The sequence below is a fragment of the Streptomyces barringtoniae genome, from assembly GCF_020819595.1.
Taxonomy (GTDB): domain Bacteria; phylum Actinomycetota; class Actinomycetes; order Streptomycetales; family Streptomycetaceae; genus Streptomyces; species Streptomyces barringtoniae.
Map to the genome: position 1 here is coordinate 440,297 of NZ_JAJHNP010000004.1, position 15,650 is coordinate 455,946.

The window sequence follows — 15,650 nt, forward strand, 5'->3', positions numbered from 1 at the left end:
CATGGCCACGGCACCTCGTCCCCGTACGACCACGCGCGACCCCGAGGAACTCGCCCGGCGCCTGACCGCCTGGCTCGGCACCCGGCTGCCCGGAGCCAAGGCCACCGGGGTCACCGTCCCGGCCACCAACGGCATGTCCAGCGAGACCCTGCTGTTCGACCTCGAACACCCCGAGGCGCCTTTCGGAGGCTGTGCGTTGCGGCTCGCGGCGGACCCGTCGGCGTACACCGTCTTCCCCGAGTACGACATGGCCCGCCAGTACCGCACCCTTCGCCTGGTGGCCGAGCGCACCGACGTGCCCGTGCCGCGTGTGCTGTGGCTGGAGGAGGACCCGGGCCCGCTCGGGGCGCCGTTCTTCGTCATGGAGCGGGTCGCAGGCCGCGTGCCGCCGGACGTCATGCCGTACACCTATGAGGGCAGTTGGCTGTACGGGGCGAGCGACGGAGAACGCGAACACCTGGAGGCCGCAACCGTCGCGCTGTTGGCCCGTCTGCACGACCAAGTGCCCCTCGCCGAGGCGCAGTTCCTCGCCGGAACCGGGGCGGGCGACGCGCTGCGCCGTCATGTGACGGCCCAACGGGCCTACTACGCCTGGGTGATCGACGGCCTGCCCCGCTCACCCCTCATCGAGGCCGCCTTCGACCGGCTGGAGGAGCTGTGGCCGCGCGAGGCGGGCGAACCCGTCCTCAGCTGGGGGGATGCGCGCATCGGGAACATCGTCTACGACGGTTTCGAGCCCGTCGCCGTGCTGGACTGGGAGATGGCGGCACTCGCCCCGCGCGAGGTCGACCTCGGCTGGATCATCTTTCTGCACCGCTTCTTCCACGACCTCACGGTCGCCTCCGGACAGCGCGGACTGCCTGACTTCCTGCGCCGGGACCGCGTCGAGGCCCGCTACGCCCGCCTGACCGGCCACACCCCACGGGACATGGATTTCCACACCCTCTACGCCGCCCTGCGGCACGCGATCGTCATGCTCCGCGTCGCCTACCGGCAGGCGCACTTCGGGGAGGTCGCCGTCCCGGCGGACCCGGACACACTGATCCTGCACCACGACAGCCTGCGTGCCATGGTGCAGGGCGTGTACTGGATGCGGTGAGGCCGTTCAGGCGGCCTGGCGGCGCATCGCCGGTACGCGCATCGGGCGCGAGCCCGGGCCGCCGACGTGCGAGAAGGGCTGCGTGCGCCAGTCCAGCCCCTGGGGGAGCGTCAGCAGCAGCGCGGTGTCCTGCTCCTGCGGCGCGAAGGACTCGTCCGCGGGGCGGGCGTCGCCGGCCGAACGGCCCGTGCCCGCACAGACCGTGAGACCGAACGGGTTCCACGGCGAGGCGCACAGCGCGTGCTCGGGCAGCACCTGCTCGTCCGCCAGCAGCGCGATCGGCTGAGCGCAGTCCGGGCAGATCACCCGGTACATCTCGAAGGTGTCGTAGGCGTCCGGATCGTCGTCGAGGGCGTCGGGTTCGACGCCCTCCGGCTCGGGCTCGACGACCGGCTGCTGCCGCTTGGACGCGGATCGACCAGGGTGATGGACACTCTGCATGGAATTCTCCCCCTAAGGCTGGGCCGTTACGGCGCTGCGGCCTCGACCACACCAAGCACTTCCCGCCCGCCCTCGGCGGTAATCACGAGAACATCACGGAGCCGGTTCCCGGCGTGTGGCGTTCGTCACATGCCGTGTGCAGGTGCCCGCTGCGGGCCTTGTGCGGCGCTTTTTGTATCGAACCGGCTATGACCTGCGCTCTCGGCTATCCCAGGAGATCAAGCGCACTGTAGGTTTTGGCGCCATGGAGGAGCTGGACCGACAGATCGTGCAGCTGCTCGTCAAGGACGGGCGGATGAGCTACACAGACCTGGGCAAGGCCACGGGCCTGTCCACGTCCGCCGTGCACCAGCGGGTGCGCCGGCTGGAACAGCGTGGCGTCATCCGCGGCTACGCCGCGGTGGTCGACCCCGAGGCCGTCGGGCTGCCGCTCACCGCGTTCATCTCGGTGAAACCGTTCGACCCCAGCGCCCCCGACGACATCGCGGACCGCCTCGCCGACGTGCCCGAGATCGAGGCCTGCCACAGCGTCGCGGGCGACGAGAACTACATCCTCAAGGTGCGCGTGGCCACCCCGCACGAACTGGAGGAGCTGCTGGCGAGGCTCCGCGGCCTGGCAGGGGTGTCGACGCGCACGACGGTGGTCCTCTCCACGCCGTACGAGGCGCGACCGCCACGGATCTGATCACCGCACGGGGTGCGTTTCGGGCGCCCCGGGTACAGCCGGCGCCGGCCGGGGCGGGAAACTGTCCGCCATGAGCGACCGCACCGCCGACCCCGAGTCCCCCAAGACCGTCCTGCTGCGCCGAGGCGAGGTGCACAGCCCCGCCGACCCCTTCGCCACGGCGATGGTGGTGGAGCGCGGCCAAGTCGCCTGGGTCGGTTCGGAGGGTGCCGCCGACGCCTTCGCCGACGGCGTGGACGAGGTGATCGACCTCGACGGCGCCCTGGTGACCCCGGCCTTCACCGACGCCCATGTGCACACCACCGCCACCGGTCTCGCGCTGACCGGCCTGGACCTGTCCGGCGCCGCCACCCTGGAGGCGGCCCTCACCCTGGTCCGCGACTTCGCCGCCGCCCGCCCGGACGACCGCGTCCTGCTGGGCCACGGCTGGGACGCCGCCCGCTGGCCCGGCGGCCGCCCGCCGACCCGCGCCGAACTCGACGAGGCCACCGGCGGCCGCCCGCTGTACCTCTCCCGCATCGACGTGCACTCGGCGGTCGTCAGCACCGCCCTGCTGGACCTGATCCCCGGCGACGTCCCCCGCGCGGACGCCCCGCTCACCGCCGACGCCCACCACACCGTCCGGGAGGCCGCCCTCGCGGCCATCACCCCGGCCCAGCGCGCCGAGGCCCAGCGCACCGCGCTCGCCCACGCCGCCTCCCTCGGCATCGGCTCGGTGCACGAGTGCGGCGGCCCGAAGATCTCCTCCGAGGACGACTTCACCGGACTGCTGCAGCTCGCCGCCGAGGTGCCCGGCCCGCGCGTGGTCGGCTACTGGGCCGAGCAGAACGTCCGGAAGGCTCGGGAACTGGGCGCCGTGGGCGCGGCGGGCGACCTCTTCGCCGACGGCGCCCTCGGCTCGCACACCGCCTGCCTGCACGAGCCGTACGCCGACGCCGGCCACACGGGTACGGCCTACCTGGACGCCGAGGCCGTCGCCGCCCATGTCGTCGCCTGCACCGAGGCGGGCCTGCAGGCCGGCTTCCACGCCATCGGGGACGCCGCCGTGACCGCCGTCGTGGAGGGCGTGCGCGCCGCTGCCGAGAAGCTCGGCCTCGCCCGCGTCCGCGCCGCCCGGCATCGCGTCGAGCACGCCGAGATGCTCACCCCCGAGACCGTCGCCGGCTTCGCCGAACTGGGCCTGATCGCCTCCGTGCAGCCCGCCTTCGACGCGCTGTGGGGCGGCGAGGACGGCATGTACGCCCGGCGGCTGGGCACCGAACGGGCCCGCACCCTCAACCCCTTCGCGGCCCTGCTGCGCGCCGGTGTGCCCCTCGCCTTCGGCTCCGACAGCCCGGTCACCCCGCTCGACCCGTGGGGGACCGTCCGCGCCGCCGCGTTCCACCACACGCCCGAGCACCGGGTGTCCGTCCGGGCCGCCTTCACGGCGCACACGCGCGGCGGCTGGCGGGCCGTGGGACGGGACGACGCCGGTGCCCTGGTGCCGGGCGCGCCCGCCGACTACGCGGTCTGGCGCACCGACGAACTGGTCGTCCAGGCCCCCGACGACCGGGTGGCCCGCTGGTCGACGGACCCGCGCTCCGGCACGCCCGGCCTGCCGGATCTCACTCCCGGCCGCGACCTGCCGGTCTGTCTGCGCACCGTGGTGGGCGGGCGGACGGTGTTCGTACGGCCGGGCGAGTGATCTACGGGGGTGGCGCGGCGGCGATCCCTCGCCGCCGCGCCACCGCCCGACCTGCGCATCCTCCCCCAAGGCCGTGCCGTTCGGGCCGTCTTCGCAGGCCAGGGGGCTGTTGACAGTCGACGGCCGGGGGCCGGTAGGTTCGGCCGAGTCCACCACCGGACGCCTGACCGGGGAGCGTTCGCGCAACTCGTCGCAGCGCCGCTGGGTCAGGGACGGTGTGCCGCACCGGGGCACCGTCGCTGGGAGCCAGGCTCAGCGCCCGCGCCGCCGAGGGAACGTTCCGGCCCGGCAAGGTGTGACCCGGGTGGGGCCCGTGCGCTCAGTAGACAACGGCTTTCGGTCGATCCGCAGCCAGCGGGTCCCAGGTCGGCCCGAAGGGCGCCGGGCCCCCATCCGCCGTGGTGGGCGAGCGGCCCCGGTGTGCCGTGAAGGTGCCGAAAAACGCATTCTTACCCCACTCTTGTGGAATCGACACCACCAAAGGAAGCACTCCGCACGTCTTACCAGGCGGTGGCCACTATGGTGGACCCCTGCGTACGACCAAGAAGGGGCAGCAGTGAACGACGGCGACGGGACTCTCGCGGCCAAGGCCCAGGGGAGGCAGTTCGGTCCGCTCGGCACGGCCTTGGTGATCATTCCGACCTACAACGAGGCGGAGAACATCAAGACCATCGTCGGCCGGGTACGCAAGGCCGTCCCCGAGGCGCACGTGCTGATCGCGGACGACAACAGCCCCGACGGCACCGGAAAGCTCGCCGACGAGCTGGCCGCCGAGGACGGGAACGTCCAGGTGATGCACCGCAAGGGCAAGGAAGGCCTGGGCGCCGCCTACCTCGCGGGCTTCCGCTGGGGTCTTGAGCGCGACTACGGCGTGCTGATCGAGATGGACGCCGACGGCTCCCACCAGCCCGAGGAGCTTCCCCGGCTGCTCACCGCCCTCAAGGGTGCCGACCTGGTGCTCGGCTCCCGCTGGGTGCCCGGCGGCCGCGTGGTGAACTGGCCCAAGTCGCGTGAGTTCATCTCCCGTGGCGGCAGTCTGTACTCCCGGCTCGCCCTCGGCCTGCCGCTTCGCGACATCACCGGCGGCTACCGCGCCTTCCGCCGCGAGACGCTGGAGGGGCTGGGTCTGGACGAGGTCGCCTCGCAGGGCTACTGCTTCCAGGTCGACCTGGCCCGCCGCGCGGTCAAGGCCGGCTACCAAGTGGTCGAGGTCCCGATCACCTTCGTCGAGCGTGAACTCGGCGACTCCAAGATGAGCAAGGACATCCTCATCGAGGCGCTGTGGCGGGTCACCGCCTGGGGCGCGGGGGAGCGGGTCGCCAAGCTCACCGGCAAGAACAAGCGGGCCAGGTAGTCGCAAGCGGGCCGATGCGTCTCGGTCGGCCCTGGGCGAACATCCCCTTATCCCGCGCTGAGCCGCCGCCAGGCACACTGGGGGCATGACGACTGGCGCTCCGACCTCTCCGTACACCGCCCGGCCCCGGCGCTCCCGGCTGCGCAGATATCTGCCGCTGGGCGTCGCCGCCTGGCTGGTGCTGGAGATCTGGCTGCTGACGCTGGTCGCGGGGGCGGCCGGGGGGTTTGCCGTGTTCCTGCTGCTCGTCGCGGGCTTCGTGGCCGGCTCCGTGGTCATCAAGCGGGCCGGCCGCCGCGCCTTCCAGAGCCTGAACGAGGCGCTGCAGCGGGGCGGTTCACCGGAGCGCGGCGGCGGCAACGGCCTGATGATGCTCGGCGGCCTGCTGCTGATCATCCCGGGTCTGGTCTCCGACGTGGCCGGCCTGCTCCTGCTGCTCCCGCCGGTGCAGCAGGCCGTGAGCCGCTACGCGGAGAACGCCCTGGACAAGAGGCTGCGCACGGCGGCCCCGGGCAGTCTCGGCGACGCCTTCCAGCAGGCCCGTATCCGCCGTCCCGACGGCAAGGTGGTGCCGGGCGAGGTCATCCGTCAGGACCGGCCCGAGCCGGGGGAACAGCAGCGTCCACCGCTGACCCGCTGAGCACGCCCCCGCAGAGCTAGCTCCCGGACATGCGAAACCGCGGGCGCCGTACGTGAATCACGTACGGCGCCCGCGGTTTTCGGATGGGCTGTGTCCGCGCCCAGCCCGCAGGAACTAGGCCGACTTACGGCTGTCCCGAGGGTGAACCGCGATGTTCATCGCCCCCGAGCGCAGAACCGCCAGGCGCTCCTCGAGGACCTCTTCGAGTTCCTCACGGGTGCGCCGCTCCATCAGCATGTCCCAGTGGGTACGCGCAGGCTTGGCCTTCTTCTCCTCAGGGCCGTCACCGTCGACGAGGAGTGCCTGGGCTCCGCAGACCTTGCACTCCCACTCCGGCGGAATCTCCGCCTCGACCGAGAAGGGCATCTCGAAGCGGTGCCCCTTCTCGCATGCGTACTCCACGGCCTGGCGCGGAGCCAGGTCGATACCGCGGTCCGTCTCGTAGCTGGTCACCACGAGGCGCGTACCGCGAAGAGCTCGCTCACTCATGAATCGTGCCTCCCGGGCTTGTCGCCCACAGGACAGGTGTCGCTGTCGTCGTCATCCGGTCAACGTCCGGTCGGCGGTAAAGATTCCCGTTCCGTGTCCCGTTCCGGGTCATGCGTCGCCGTCGTAGCCGCCCCTTGTTCTACCCACCGGCGCCCGGTTTGTCACATCTGATAGCAGATGTCACCCAGCGTTTCGGCATCTTTGACGCGCAGTAACGGTACGCCTGGCAGGCCAAAGGCGTACACTACCGCCCTTTCGCGCTCAGCGCTAAATCAGTGCTAAATCTTCTCCGGAACGGGGTTCCCCGCCTCGGCGATCGCTCGCCGCACCGGGACGCGCGCCAGCAGCACGAAGCCGATGACGAAGAAGGCCACCAGCGAGATGATCGCGGACCGGTAGCTGCCGGTCAGCTGGTAGGTCATGCCGAACAGCAGCGGCCCGAGCCAGCTCATCCCGCGGTCGCTCATCTCGTACGCCGAGAAGTACTCCGCCTCCTTGCCGGGCGGCACGAGATGGGAGAACAGCGACCGGGACAACGCCTGGCTGCCGCCGAGGACCAGGCCGATCCCGGCGGCCAGCACGAAGAAGAACACCGGTGCCTTCGGGGGCAGGAAGTATCCGGCCGCCAGGGTCACCGTCCACGCCACCAGCGAGCCGAGGATCGTCCGCTGGGCACCGTACGTCCGCGCCAGCCGGCCCATCGCCAGCGCTCCGGCCACCGCCAGCACCTGCACCAGCAGCACGGCCACGATGAGCGTCGACTGGGACAGTCCCAGTTCCTGCGAGCCGTAGACGGAGGCCTGGGTGATCACCGTCTGGATGCCGTCGTTGTAGATGAGGTACGCCAGCAGGAAGGCGAGTGTCAGCGGGTGCCGGCGCATGTCCCGGACCGTCGCGGCGAGCTGCCTGAGCCCGGGTGCCGCGGCGCGCTCCACGCGCGCGTGCCGGTCACGCAGCCTGCTCAGGGGTATGAGCGTGAAGGCGCCCCACCACAGGCCCGCCGAGGCCAGGCAGACGCGGACCGCGGCCGTCTCGGTCAGGCCGAAGGAGTCGTGCGCCGAGTACAGGACCAGGTTGGCGACGAGGACCGTGGAACCCGCCGCGTAACCGAAGGCCCAGCCCCGCGAGGAGACCGCGTCGCGCTCCTCGGGCGGGGCGATCTGCGGCAGGTAGGAGTTGTAGAGCATCATCCCGACGGATTGCGCCGCGTTGGCCACCAGCAGCAGCGCCCCGCCGAGCAGATACCGGTCGCCGTCCAGGAAGAACATGCCCGTGGTCGCGGCGGCCCCGGTGTACGCCGCCGCCGCGAGCAGCGGCTTCTTGCGGCCGGTGCGGTCGGCCGCACTGCCCACGATCGGCATGACCACGACGGCGATGACCACCGACAGGGACACCGTGTAGGCGAAGAAGGAGCCCGCCCGGACCGGGACGCCCAGCGGATGCACATAGCCGTCGGCGTCCGCGGCCCGCTTGGCGACCGCGGTGAGGTACGGCCCCAGGAAGACCGTCACCACGCTCGTCGAATAGACCGAGCAGGCCCAGTCGTAGAAGTACCAGCCGCGCTGTTCGCGCCGGAGGCCGGCGGCGTCCTGCGCCGCGTCCGTCCGCACGGTGTCCGTGCTCACCCGTGCCCTCGCTTCCCCGTTCAACTGCCCAAGTGCGAAGGCTCGGGCCGGTCGGCCGGGCGGTCAGACCCAGACGCCGCGTTCCTCCATGACCTTGCGCAACGTGTCGATGTGATCGGTCATGATGCCATCGACTCCCAGGTCCAGGAGCCGGTGCATGCGCTCGGGTTCGTTGATCGTCCACACGTGCACCTGCAGCCCCATCGCGTGGGCGGCGCGGACGAAGCGATGATCGACCACCGGGACGCCCGACTGGGCCTCGGGCACCTGCGCGGCGACGGCCGACCGGCGCACGGCCGCCGGCAGTCCCCAGGAGCGCAGTCGCAGGCTCAACACCCCGCGCGTACCGAACGAGGTGGCCAGCTTCGGCCCGGCCAGCCGCTGGGCGCGCAGCACACGCGCCTCGGAGAACGAGCCCACGCACACCCGGTCCCAGGCACCGGTGCGCTCGATCAGCTCCAGCAGAGGGCGCAGGGCGGGCTCCGCCTTGATGTCGACGTTCCAGCGGACCTCGGGGAAGGTCTCCAGCAACTCCTCGAACAGCGGCACCGGTTCGCGGCCGGCCACGCGCGCGTGCCGTACGTCCTTCCACGGCAGGTCCGCGATGCGGCCCGCACCGTCGGTGACCCGGTCCAGCGTCGAGTCGTGGAAGGCGACGAGCACGCCGTCGGCCGTGGCGTGCACGTCGGTCTCGATGTAGCGGTAGCCCAGCTCGACCGCGCGCCGGAACTGCGCCACGGTGTTCTCCAGCCCGTCGGCGGCCCCGCCCCGGTGGGCGAAGGCTATGGGCCCCGGGTGGTCGAGGTACGGATGGCGCTTGGGCGGTGTCGTGAGGGTCACGGTCGCAGTATCACCCCTTCCGGTGTCGCCGCGGCAACGGCGGTGCTTCCGGTCGATGCCGCCGGGACGGCGAACACCCGCAGGAAGAGCTGGGCCAGCGGCCCGATGGACACCGCGTACAGCACGGTGCCGACGCCGATGGTGCCGCCCAGCAGGAACCCGGTGACCACCACCGCGACCTCGATCCCGGTCCGCATCAGCCGGACCGAGCGGCCGGTGCGCCGGTGCAGCCCGGTCATCAGCCCGTCTCGGGGGCCCGGACCGAAGCGTGCCGCGATGTAGAGGCCGGTCGCCGCGCCGTTCAGCACGATCCCCGCGAGCAGGAGCGGCACGCGTACGGCGAGGGAGTGCGCGTCCGGGACGAGCGCGAGCGTACCGTCCATGGCCAGGCCGACGACGAGGACGTTCGAGACGGTGCCGAGCCCGGGCCGCTGGCGCAGCGGGATCCACAGCAGCAGCACCCCGGCGCCCACGATGATCGACACCACGCCGATGGTCAGCCCGGTGAGTTCGGCGAGGCCCTGGTGCAGCACGTTCCAGGGCTCCAGGCCCAGGCCCGCCTCGACGAGCAGGGCGGAGCTCACGCCGTAGAGCGCGAGCCCGGCGTACAGCTGGATCAACCGTCGTCCGAGACGGCGCCGTGTGGACATGAAATACCCCCCTGGGTGGTGGCGGTGGCCTGACGCATGTCACTCTGTGGCTTGGGAAGAATGGCCATCCATGGCCAATTCGGGGAAGGTGGACTGATCGTCATGGCGCAGTGGACCTCAGCGATGGGGGCCTCGCAGCTCGCCCGGCTCCTCAAGTCCCAGCAGGACCGCCCGGCCGGCCCCGGCACCCGCCGTCCGCCGGCCTACCGCGCCCTCGCCGACGGCATCCGCCTGCTGGTGCTCGAAGGCCGCGTACCGGTGGCCGCCCGCCTCCCCGCCGAGCGTGAGCTCGCCCTCGCCCTGTCCGTCAGCCGCACCACGGTGGCGGCCGCCTACGAGGCGCTGCGCACCGAGGGCTTCCTGGAGTCCCGGCGCGGCGCCGGCAGCTGGACCGCCGTACCGGCCGGCAACCCGCTGCCCGCCCGTGGCCTCGAACCCCTGCCGCCCGAGGCCCTGGGCTCGATGATCGACCTCGGCTGCGCCTCGCTCCCGGCCCCCGAGCCATGGCTGACCCGCGCCGTGCAGGGCGCCCTGGAGGAACTGCCGCCGTACGCCCACACGCACGGCGACTACCCGGCGGGCCTGCCGGCGCTGCGCTCGATGATCGCCGAGCGCTACACCGCGTGCGGGATCCCCACCATGCCCGAGCAGATCATGGTGACGACCGGTGCGATGGGCGCCATCGACGCCATCTGCCATCTCTTCGCCGGCCGCGGCGAGCGGATCGCGGTCGAGTCCCCGTCGTACGCCAACATCCTCCAGCTGATGCGCGAGGCGGGCGCCCGTCTGGTCCCGGTCGCGATGGCCGAGGGGCTGTCCGGCTGGGACGTGGACCGCTGGCGCCAGGTCCTGCGCGAGGCCGCGCCCCGCCTCGCGTACGTCGTCGCCGACTTCCACAACCCCACCGGCGCGCTCGCCGACGAGGACCAGCGGCGCCGGCTGGTGGACGCGGCGCGCTCGGCCGGTACGGTGCTCGTCGCCGACGAGACGATGACCGAGCTGTGGCTGGACGAGGAGTTCGCGGACGGCGGGATGCCGCGCCGGGTCTGCGCCTTCGACCCGGCCGGCTCGACCGTCATCACGGTCGGCTCGGCGAGCAAGGCGTTCTGGGCCGGCATGCGGATCGGCTGGGTGCGGGCGGCGCCGGACGTCATCCGCAGCCTGGTCGCCGCGCGGGCGTACGCCGATCTCGGTACGCCGGTGCTGGAACAGCTCGCCGTCAACTGGCTGTTCAGCACGGGAGGTTGGGAACAGGCGGTGGAGCTGCGCCGGGCCCAGGCCCGGGAGAACCGGGACGCGCTGGTGGCGGCGATCCGCCGCGAGCTGCCGACGTGGGAGTTCCACCTGCCCCAGGGCGGTCTGACCCTCTGGGTCCGGGCCGGCGGCCTGTCCGGCTCCCGCCTCGCCGAAGCGGGCGAGCGGACCGGCGTCCGCGTCCCGTCCGGCCCCCGCTTCGGCGTGGACGGCGCGTTCGAGGGGTATCTCCGGCTGCCGTTCACCGTCGGGGGAGCGGTGGCGGAAGAGGCGGCGGTCCGGCTGGCCGCGGCGGCACGACTGGTGGAGACGGGGGCCACGGGGGGTGGGGAGGCGCCGCGCACGTTCGTGGCTTAGGCCGCCCACCGGCTCGGGGCAACGGCCCGAACCCCCACGGCGCTAGCCGGCTGCCTCGGCAGGCACGGCCGGCTTTGTCAGATCCGCAGACTCCTTCAGATCCGCAGACTCCTTCAGTTCCGTCGACTCCGTCAGTTCCGTCGGTTCCCGAGGCTCCGCCGGTTCCGGAGGTTCCGTCGGCCGAGCCTCCACGGCAGTGGCCCGTGCCGGCAGCAACTCCAGCACCGCCTGCCGGTCGGCGTCACTGGTCGCGTCGTCGTACGGGTCCGGCGTGCGCGGCACCTGGAGCCGGTGCACCGGCCCCACGCCCAGCCGCGCATACCCCCGCCCCGGCGGCACATGTCCCAGCGGCGTGGTGTGCGGCGGCGCGCCCAGTACCGCCTCCACCTGCCGGGGCGCCGCGGGCCCGAGGACGACACGCGCGCGTGTGTGCTGCCGTACCGCGTCGCTCAAGGCCTCCGCGCTGTCGAACTGCTCGGCCACGACGACCGTCACGTTCGCGGCGCGGCCGTGCCGCAGCGGCACCTGGAGCAGCGCCTGCGGGTCCTTGCGGCCGTCCGCCGCGGCGAGGTGGGTGAAGACGCAGGGGCGGTCCAGCATGATCCACAACGGGCGGCGGGCGTCGGCCGGTGGCGGGTCGCCCGCCTGCCGGGCCAGGTTGATGGCGATGAGCCGCCGCTCGGTCTCCTGCGCCGCCCACTCCAGGCTCGCCAGCGCGCCGGGCAGCGCGCACTCCACGGCCAGCACACCGTCCCGGCCGGTCAGGCACGCGTACTCGCCGGTGCCGCCGCCGTCGACGATCAGGACGTCGCCGTACCGGAGGGCCTGCAGGGCGATGGAGCGCAGCAGCGTCGACGTGCCGCTGCCGGGGTGGCCCACGGCCAGCAGGTGCGGTTCGGTGGAGCGGATGCCGGTGCGCCAGACGACGGGCGGCACGTCGATCTCCTCCTCTCCGTAGGAGAGGGGGAGTGTGCGCTGGACCTCGCCGGGGTCGGTGAAGCCGAGGACGGTCTCGCCGGGCGCGGTGACGAAGTGCTGGGCCGGGATGTCGGCGGGCAGCGGAGGCAGGACGGCGACGGTGAGCTGGTTGCCCTCCTCGTCCCAGGCGAAGCGGTACTCGCGGCCCCGGCCGGCCTTCGCGGTGAGCAGCTGCTCGATCCGCATGCGGGCCTCGGGCTCGCCGTCCGGGAAGTACGCGGGGTAACGGATCTCGAGATGGCCGACACGCCCGGCGTCGTCGAACTCGTGGGCGGGGAAGGCCTTCTCCCACTCTCCGCCGTGCGCGTACAGCGGCGCCGGGTCCTCGGGGCTGGAGAAGTACGGCACCAGCGCCTCGTAGAGGGACTGGAGCCGCGCGGTCTGGGCCTCGTCGGGCCCCTCGGGAGCCGGTGCGGTGCGGTCGCGGCCCTGCCAGGCTGCCGCCGCCATCACGGTGATGACGGCGAGCAGCGGCCCGTACGGTGCCAGCGTCACGGCCAGGATCACGGAGGCCACGAGGAACAGCAGCGGTCCACGCCTGTCCTGGGGCGTGTCCGCCCATTTGCGCCGCGCGGCCGAGGCCAGCAGGCGCAGCCCGCGTGTGACGGTGATCAGCGGATGGAGGACGTCGGTGGCGCTGTCGGCCGCCGTCCGGGCCAGCTCCCGGCTCCGGGCGAGCTGCATCCGGGCGATCTGGGCGCTGTCCTTGCTCAGGATGCGGGGGAGAGGGCGCCGGGCCACTGCTGTCTCCTGGGGGTGCGTGCGTGCGGGACGGGCGGGGTCAGAACTTGATGCCGCCCAGGAGGCTCGCCAGGCTCTCGCCGCCGGCCTTGATGCTCGGGGCGATGCCCGTGTTGGCGAGGTAGAAGCCGAACAGGGCTGTAACCGTGGCGTGCGAGCCCTTGAGCCCGTCCTTGCGGAAGAACAGGAAGACGATGACGCCGAGGATGAAGACGCCGGACATGGAGAGGATCATTTGAGGCCTCCTGGTGTCGAGGGGGGACAGTCACCATGAGTTCTTCCAGGATCACAGGATGTATCCATACGATTAAAGGTGCAACTGGGTGAAATTCGGTTGATTTCACCCAGTCGGCAGAACTGTCCCGTCCGGCCCGGCTGAGCTGGGCGGTTGCCTCCGGCGGGGGCTGTCGGTGATCTTTACCTCGGGCACATCGGGTCATGTGCCGCGCGAGCCAGTACGCTGGCGATTCACTCGTACGGCCGCGTTCCGCTGTCGCTGCCGTACGCTCCCTGAAGTTCCCGAAGTTCGCAGGAGAGGCGGTCCGCCCGATGAGTGAAGCCCCCGACCCCGAGGTCGTGGAGCTGGCGACCAAGATCTTCGATCTGGCCCGGCAGGGGCAGACCGAGGCGCTCATGGCGTACGTCGACGCCGGCGTTCCGGCCAACCTCACCAACGACCGCGGTGACTCCCTGGTGATGCTCGCCGCCTACCACGGCCACGCCGACGCGGTACGCGCCCTGCTCGCCCGGGGTGCCGCGGCGGACCAGATCAACGACCGGGGCCAGACCCCGCTCGCGGGCGCCGTGTTCAAGGGCGAGACAGAAGTGATCAAGGCGCTCCTGGAGGGTGGAGCCGACCCGGCCGCGGGGACCCCGTCGGCCGCCGACACCGCCCGGATGTTCGGCAAGACGGAACTCCTGGAGCTGTTCGGCGCGCACTGACGCGCATGTCCTGACCAGGTACGACACGGAAAACGGGGGAGGCGGTAAAGGGCCGCCGGAAATACGGTCGCGGCAGCGCAAACGGCCGGGTCATCATGGCGACGTGATTCACGGACGCGATGGCTGGGCAGGTGTTGCCGCACCGCGCGGGCCGTGATGCGGTCCGCATGGGCCACCGACGAGAGGCAGAGAGAGATGGTCTTCAGCAAGCAAGAGACGGCGGGCGCTCCGACGTTGTGTCACGCGGCCAGGTAGTGCGTGTTCCCCGGTTGCGTCGACGCTTGATGTGAGGCTGTTTCCCATGTTCGATCCGGTCATAGCGCCCAGCGGTACGCTGCTCGGCCTGCTCCAGCGGGGCCGCGGCGACGGCACACTGCACGCGCTCACCGCCCCCCGCGCGGAAGCGCTCGCGGCCCTGAACCACTGTGTCCTGCGCGATCCCCGCCACGACTGGCAGGTGGAGAACCGCTCTCTGTACTACGCCCGCCTCTACCTCGACCTGAACGGCGAGCTGGACGCGATAAAGGCGCACCTCTTCGATGCCGAGGACGTCCTCGACACCGACGAGTCCCGTACCGGCCTCGCCCTGGCCGTCCTCGGGCACCTCGCCTCCTACGGCCGACGGGACGCCCTCGAACTGCTGCGCAGGTACGCCGCCCACGGCTCCAACTGGGCCTGGGCCCTGGACGAGCTGGCCCTCAGGGACGACGACGCGGGCCTGCGCGCCCTCGCCGCTCCCGTCCTGGCCCGCTTCGGCACCGACCCGGAGGGCGAGGCCGAGCTGGCCGCCGCCGTACGCGACGCCTTCGAGCCGAGGCCCTGGCGGCTGTGGGCCGACGATCCGCGCGAATCGATCGCCACGCGTGTGCGTGCCGCCCACGAGACCGGCTGTTTCGACCGCTGGCAGCGCCAGCTGCAGCCCACCGGGCCCCGGCCCGGATGGAGCGTGCGCGCCGTCTTCGAATGGGCCCAGCAGGGTATGGACCGCGGCGCCGCCCTCCATGTCCCGGCCGCCCGCTGTCTGGTCGCCGTGGCCGGCCCCGAGGACCGGCCAGAGATCGTCCAGGCCGCCCGCGGCGGCATCGACGGCGCGCGCTGCACCGCGCTGCGCTATCTCGCCGACAGCAATGACCCCGACGCCCTCGAGCTGATCGAGGCCGCCGTCGCCGACGGTACGACCGTCGTCGTGGAGGCCGCCGTCGACGCCTTCGAACGGATGCGCAGTATCGCCGCCGTCGACCGCGCCCGCCGCTGGGTCCAGCGGCCCGACGCGCTCGGCGCCGCCGCCGGACGCATGCTCGCCTGCCGCGGCGGCGTCCAGGACCGAGACCTCGTCCTCGGCGCCCTCCGCGAGGCCGTACGGGGCGAGGGCCCCGACGCGCCCACGCTGTGGACCCTCGTCGACGGCACCGGACGCCTCGGCATCGCCTGCGCCGCCCCCGTACTGCGCCACATCTACCGCGAGACGGCGTCCTCCCATCTGCGCGGCCGGGCCGCCCGCGCCCTGGCCGCCACCGACCCCTCCTTCGCCGCCGGCTTCGCCGTCGAGTGCCTGTGGGACTGCGAGGAGACCACCCGCGAGCTCGCCGCCCGGCACGCCGAGACCGGCGACACCCGGGTCGTGGAGCGCCTGCGCCGCCTGGCTGCCGATCCGGCCGAGGAGGCGGAGGTGCAGACGGCGGTACGCAGCCGCTTCGGGCCCGACGCCGCCCTCGGCTGACCCCTCGCGCGCACGCGGCCCGGGCGGACCACCGCCCGCTGTGTGAACGCCGGGTGTCCCGCAGGTCAGGCGGCCATGACGGCCGTCTGGCCTGCTCGGGTGCGCAGCCCAACGCTCATGGGACGTTCCCCGGGCGGAAAGATCGAAGTTG

15 protein-coding genes are annotated in these 15,650 nt (G+C 72.4%); 8 read left to right on the top strand and 7 right to left on the bottom strand.

Translation table 11 applies throughout. The features are described 5' to 3' along the window. Position 1: 1 nt before the first annotated feature. Positions 2-1,099, top strand: a complete 1,098-nt coding sequence (locus LMU33_RS09200; RefSeq protein WP_228618998.1) for a phosphotransferase family protein — start codon at positions 2-4, stop codon at positions 1,097-1,099. A gap of 6 nt (positions 1,100-1,105) precedes the next feature. Here the strand turns inward: LMU33_RS09200 and LMU33_RS09205 are convergent, their stop codons facing one another. Then, positions 1,106-1,540 carry a hypothetical protein gene (locus LMU33_RS09205; protein ID WP_228619000.1) on the bottom strand — a complete coding sequence of 145 codons (435 nt, stop codon included), beginning with the start codon at positions 1,538-1,540 and terminating at the stop codon, positions 1,106-1,108. Positions 1,541-1,784: 244 nt separating this feature from the next. On the opposite strand from LMU33_RS09205, the gene LMU33_RS09210 reads away from it, so the two are divergent. From LMU33_RS09210 to fxsA, 4 genes are all read left to right on the top strand, one after another. After that, complete coding sequence (locus LMU33_RS09210; RefSeq protein ID WP_228619002.1) at positions 1,785-2,225, top strand: Lrp/AsnC family transcriptional regulator; 441 nt, start codon at positions 1,785-1,787, stop codon at positions 2,223-2,225. Between the two features lie 70 nt (positions 2,226-2,295). Beyond that, on the top strand, positions 2,296-3,909 hold the full coding sequence (locus LMU33_RS09215; protein WP_228619004.1) for an amidohydrolase: 1,614 nt from the start codon (positions 2,296-2,298) through the stop codon (positions 3,907-3,909). 556 nt (positions 3,910-4,465) lie between these two features. Beyond that, complete coding sequence (locus tag LMU33_RS09220) at positions 4,466-5,263, top strand: polyprenol monophosphomannose synthase (RefSeq protein ID WP_228619006.1); 798 nt, start codon at positions 4,466-4,468, stop codon at positions 5,261-5,263. Between the two features lie 85 nt (positions 5,264-5,348). Beyond that, complete coding sequence (gene fxsA, locus LMU33_RS09225; protein ID WP_228619008.1) at positions 5,349-5,903, top strand: FxsA family membrane protein; 555 nt, start codon at positions 5,349-5,351, stop codon at positions 5,901-5,903. Between the two features lie 114 nt (positions 5,904-6,017). Here the strand turns inward: fxsA and LMU33_RS09230 are convergent, their stop codons facing one another. The 4 genes from LMU33_RS09230 to yczE form a co-directional block, all read right to left on the bottom strand. After that, positions 6,018-6,392 carry an RNA polymerase-binding protein RbpA gene (locus LMU33_RS09230; protein WP_003977404.1) on the bottom strand — a complete coding sequence of 125 codons (375 nt, stop codon included), beginning with the start codon at positions 6,390-6,392 and terminating at the stop codon, positions 6,018-6,020. A 278-nt stretch (positions 6,393-6,670) separates the two neighbouring features. Beyond that, on the bottom strand, positions 6,671-8,017 hold the full coding sequence (locus LMU33_RS09235; RefSeq protein ID WP_228619009.1) for an MFS transporter: 1,347 nt from the start codon (positions 8,015-8,017) through the stop codon (positions 6,671-6,673). Positions 8,018-8,080: 63 nt separating this feature from the next. Beyond that, complete coding sequence (locus LMU33_RS09240; RefSeq protein WP_228619011.1) at positions 8,081-8,857, bottom strand: glycerophosphodiester phosphodiesterase family protein; 777 nt, start codon at positions 8,855-8,857, stop codon at positions 8,081-8,083. Continuing rightward, complete coding sequence (gene yczE / locus LMU33_RS09245) at positions 8,854-9,507, bottom strand: membrane protein YczE (RefSeq protein WP_228619013.1); 654 nt, start codon at positions 9,505-9,507, stop codon at positions 8,854-8,856. The genes LMU33_RS09240 and yczE overlap by 4 nt, the downstream gene beginning before the upstream one ends. A 102-nt stretch (positions 9,508-9,609) precedes the next feature. Between yczE and LMU33_RS09250 the strand changes: the two genes are divergently transcribed. Beyond that, positions 9,610-11,118, top strand: coding sequence for an SCO1417 family PLP biosynthesis transcription factor (locus LMU33_RS09250; protein WP_228619015.1), 1,509 nt, complete (start codon positions 9,610-9,612; stop codon positions 11,116-11,118). A gap of 42 nt (positions 11,119-11,160) precedes the next feature. Here LMU33_RS09250 and LMU33_RS09255 read toward each other — a convergent pair whose 3' ends face one another. Next, complete coding sequence (locus LMU33_RS09255) at positions 11,161-12,837, bottom strand: type IV secretory system conjugative DNA transfer family protein (RefSeq protein ID WP_228619017.1); 1,677 nt, start codon at positions 12,835-12,837, stop codon at positions 11,161-11,163. Positions 12,838-12,877: 40 nt separating this feature from the next. Continuing rightward, the gene (locus tag LMU33_RS09260) at positions 12,878-13,072 is read right to left on the bottom strand and encodes a hypothetical protein (RefSeq protein ID WP_228619019.1); all 195 of its coding nucleotides are present in this window, start codon (positions 13,070-13,072) and stop codon (positions 12,878-12,880) included. A gap of 314 nt (positions 13,073-13,386) precedes the next feature. Between LMU33_RS09260 and LMU33_RS09265 the strand changes: the two genes are divergently transcribed. Both LMU33_RS09265 and LMU33_RS09270 read left to right on the top strand, forming a co-directional pair. Then, the gene (locus LMU33_RS09265; protein WP_228619020.1) at positions 13,387-13,779 is read left to right on the top strand and encodes an ankyrin repeat domain-containing protein; all 393 of its coding nucleotides are present in this window, start codon (positions 13,387-13,389) and stop codon (positions 13,777-13,779) included. A gap of 301 nt (positions 13,780-14,080) precedes the next feature. Then, positions 14,081-15,499, top strand: coding sequence for a HEAT repeat domain-containing protein (locus LMU33_RS09270; RefSeq protein WP_228619022.1), 1,419 nt, complete (start codon positions 14,081-14,083; stop codon positions 15,497-15,499). Positions 15,500-15,650: the final 151 nt, after the last annotated feature.

What these genes read in the sequence shown, in the direction of transcription:
- LMU33_RS09265 (WP_228619020.1), top strand. Translation starts at nt 13,387, where the DNA reads ATGAGTGAAGCCCCCGACCCCGAGGTCGTGGAGCTGGCGACCAAGATC.
- LMU33_RS09250 (WP_228619015.1), top strand. Translation starts at nt 9,610, where the DNA reads ATGGCGCAGTGGACCTCAGCGATGGGGGCCTCGCAGCTCGCCCGGCTC.
- LMU33_RS09260 (WP_228619019.1), bottom strand. Translation starts at nt 13,072, where the DNA reads ATGATCCTCTCCATGTCCGGCGTCTTCATCCTCGGCGTCATCGTCTTC.
- LMU33_RS09215 (WP_228619004.1), top strand. Translation starts at nt 2,296, where the DNA reads ATGAGCGACCGCACCGCCGACCCCGAGTCCCCCAAGACCGTCCTGCTG.
- fxsA (WP_228619008.1), top strand. Translation starts at nt 5,349, where the DNA reads ATGACGACTGGCGCTCCGACCTCTCCGTACACCGCCCGGCCCCGGCGC.
- LMU33_RS09210 (WP_228619002.1), top strand. Translation starts at nt 1,785, where the DNA reads ATGGAGGAGCTGGACCGACAGATCGTGCAGCTGCTCGTCAAGGACGGG.
- LMU33_RS09200 (WP_228618998.1), top strand. Translation starts at nt 2, where the DNA reads ATGGCCACGGCACCTCGTCCCCGTACGACCACGCGCGACCCCGAGGAA.
- yczE (WP_228619013.1), bottom strand. Translation starts at nt 9,507, where the DNA reads ATGTCCACACGGCGCCGTCTCGGACGACGGTTGATCCAGCTGTACGCC.
- LMU33_RS09230 (WP_003977404.1), bottom strand. Translation starts at nt 6,392, where the DNA reads ATGAGTGAGCGAGCTCTTCGCGGTACGCGCCTCGTGGTGACCAGCTAC.
- LMU33_RS09205 (WP_228619000.1), bottom strand. Translation starts at nt 1,540, where the DNA reads ATGCAGAGTGTCCATCACCCTGGTCGATCCGCGTCCAAGCGGCAGCAG.
- LMU33_RS09270 (WP_228619022.1), top strand. Translation starts at nt 14,081, where the DNA reads ATGTTCGATCCGGTCATAGCGCCCAGCGGTACGCTGCTCGGCCTGCTC.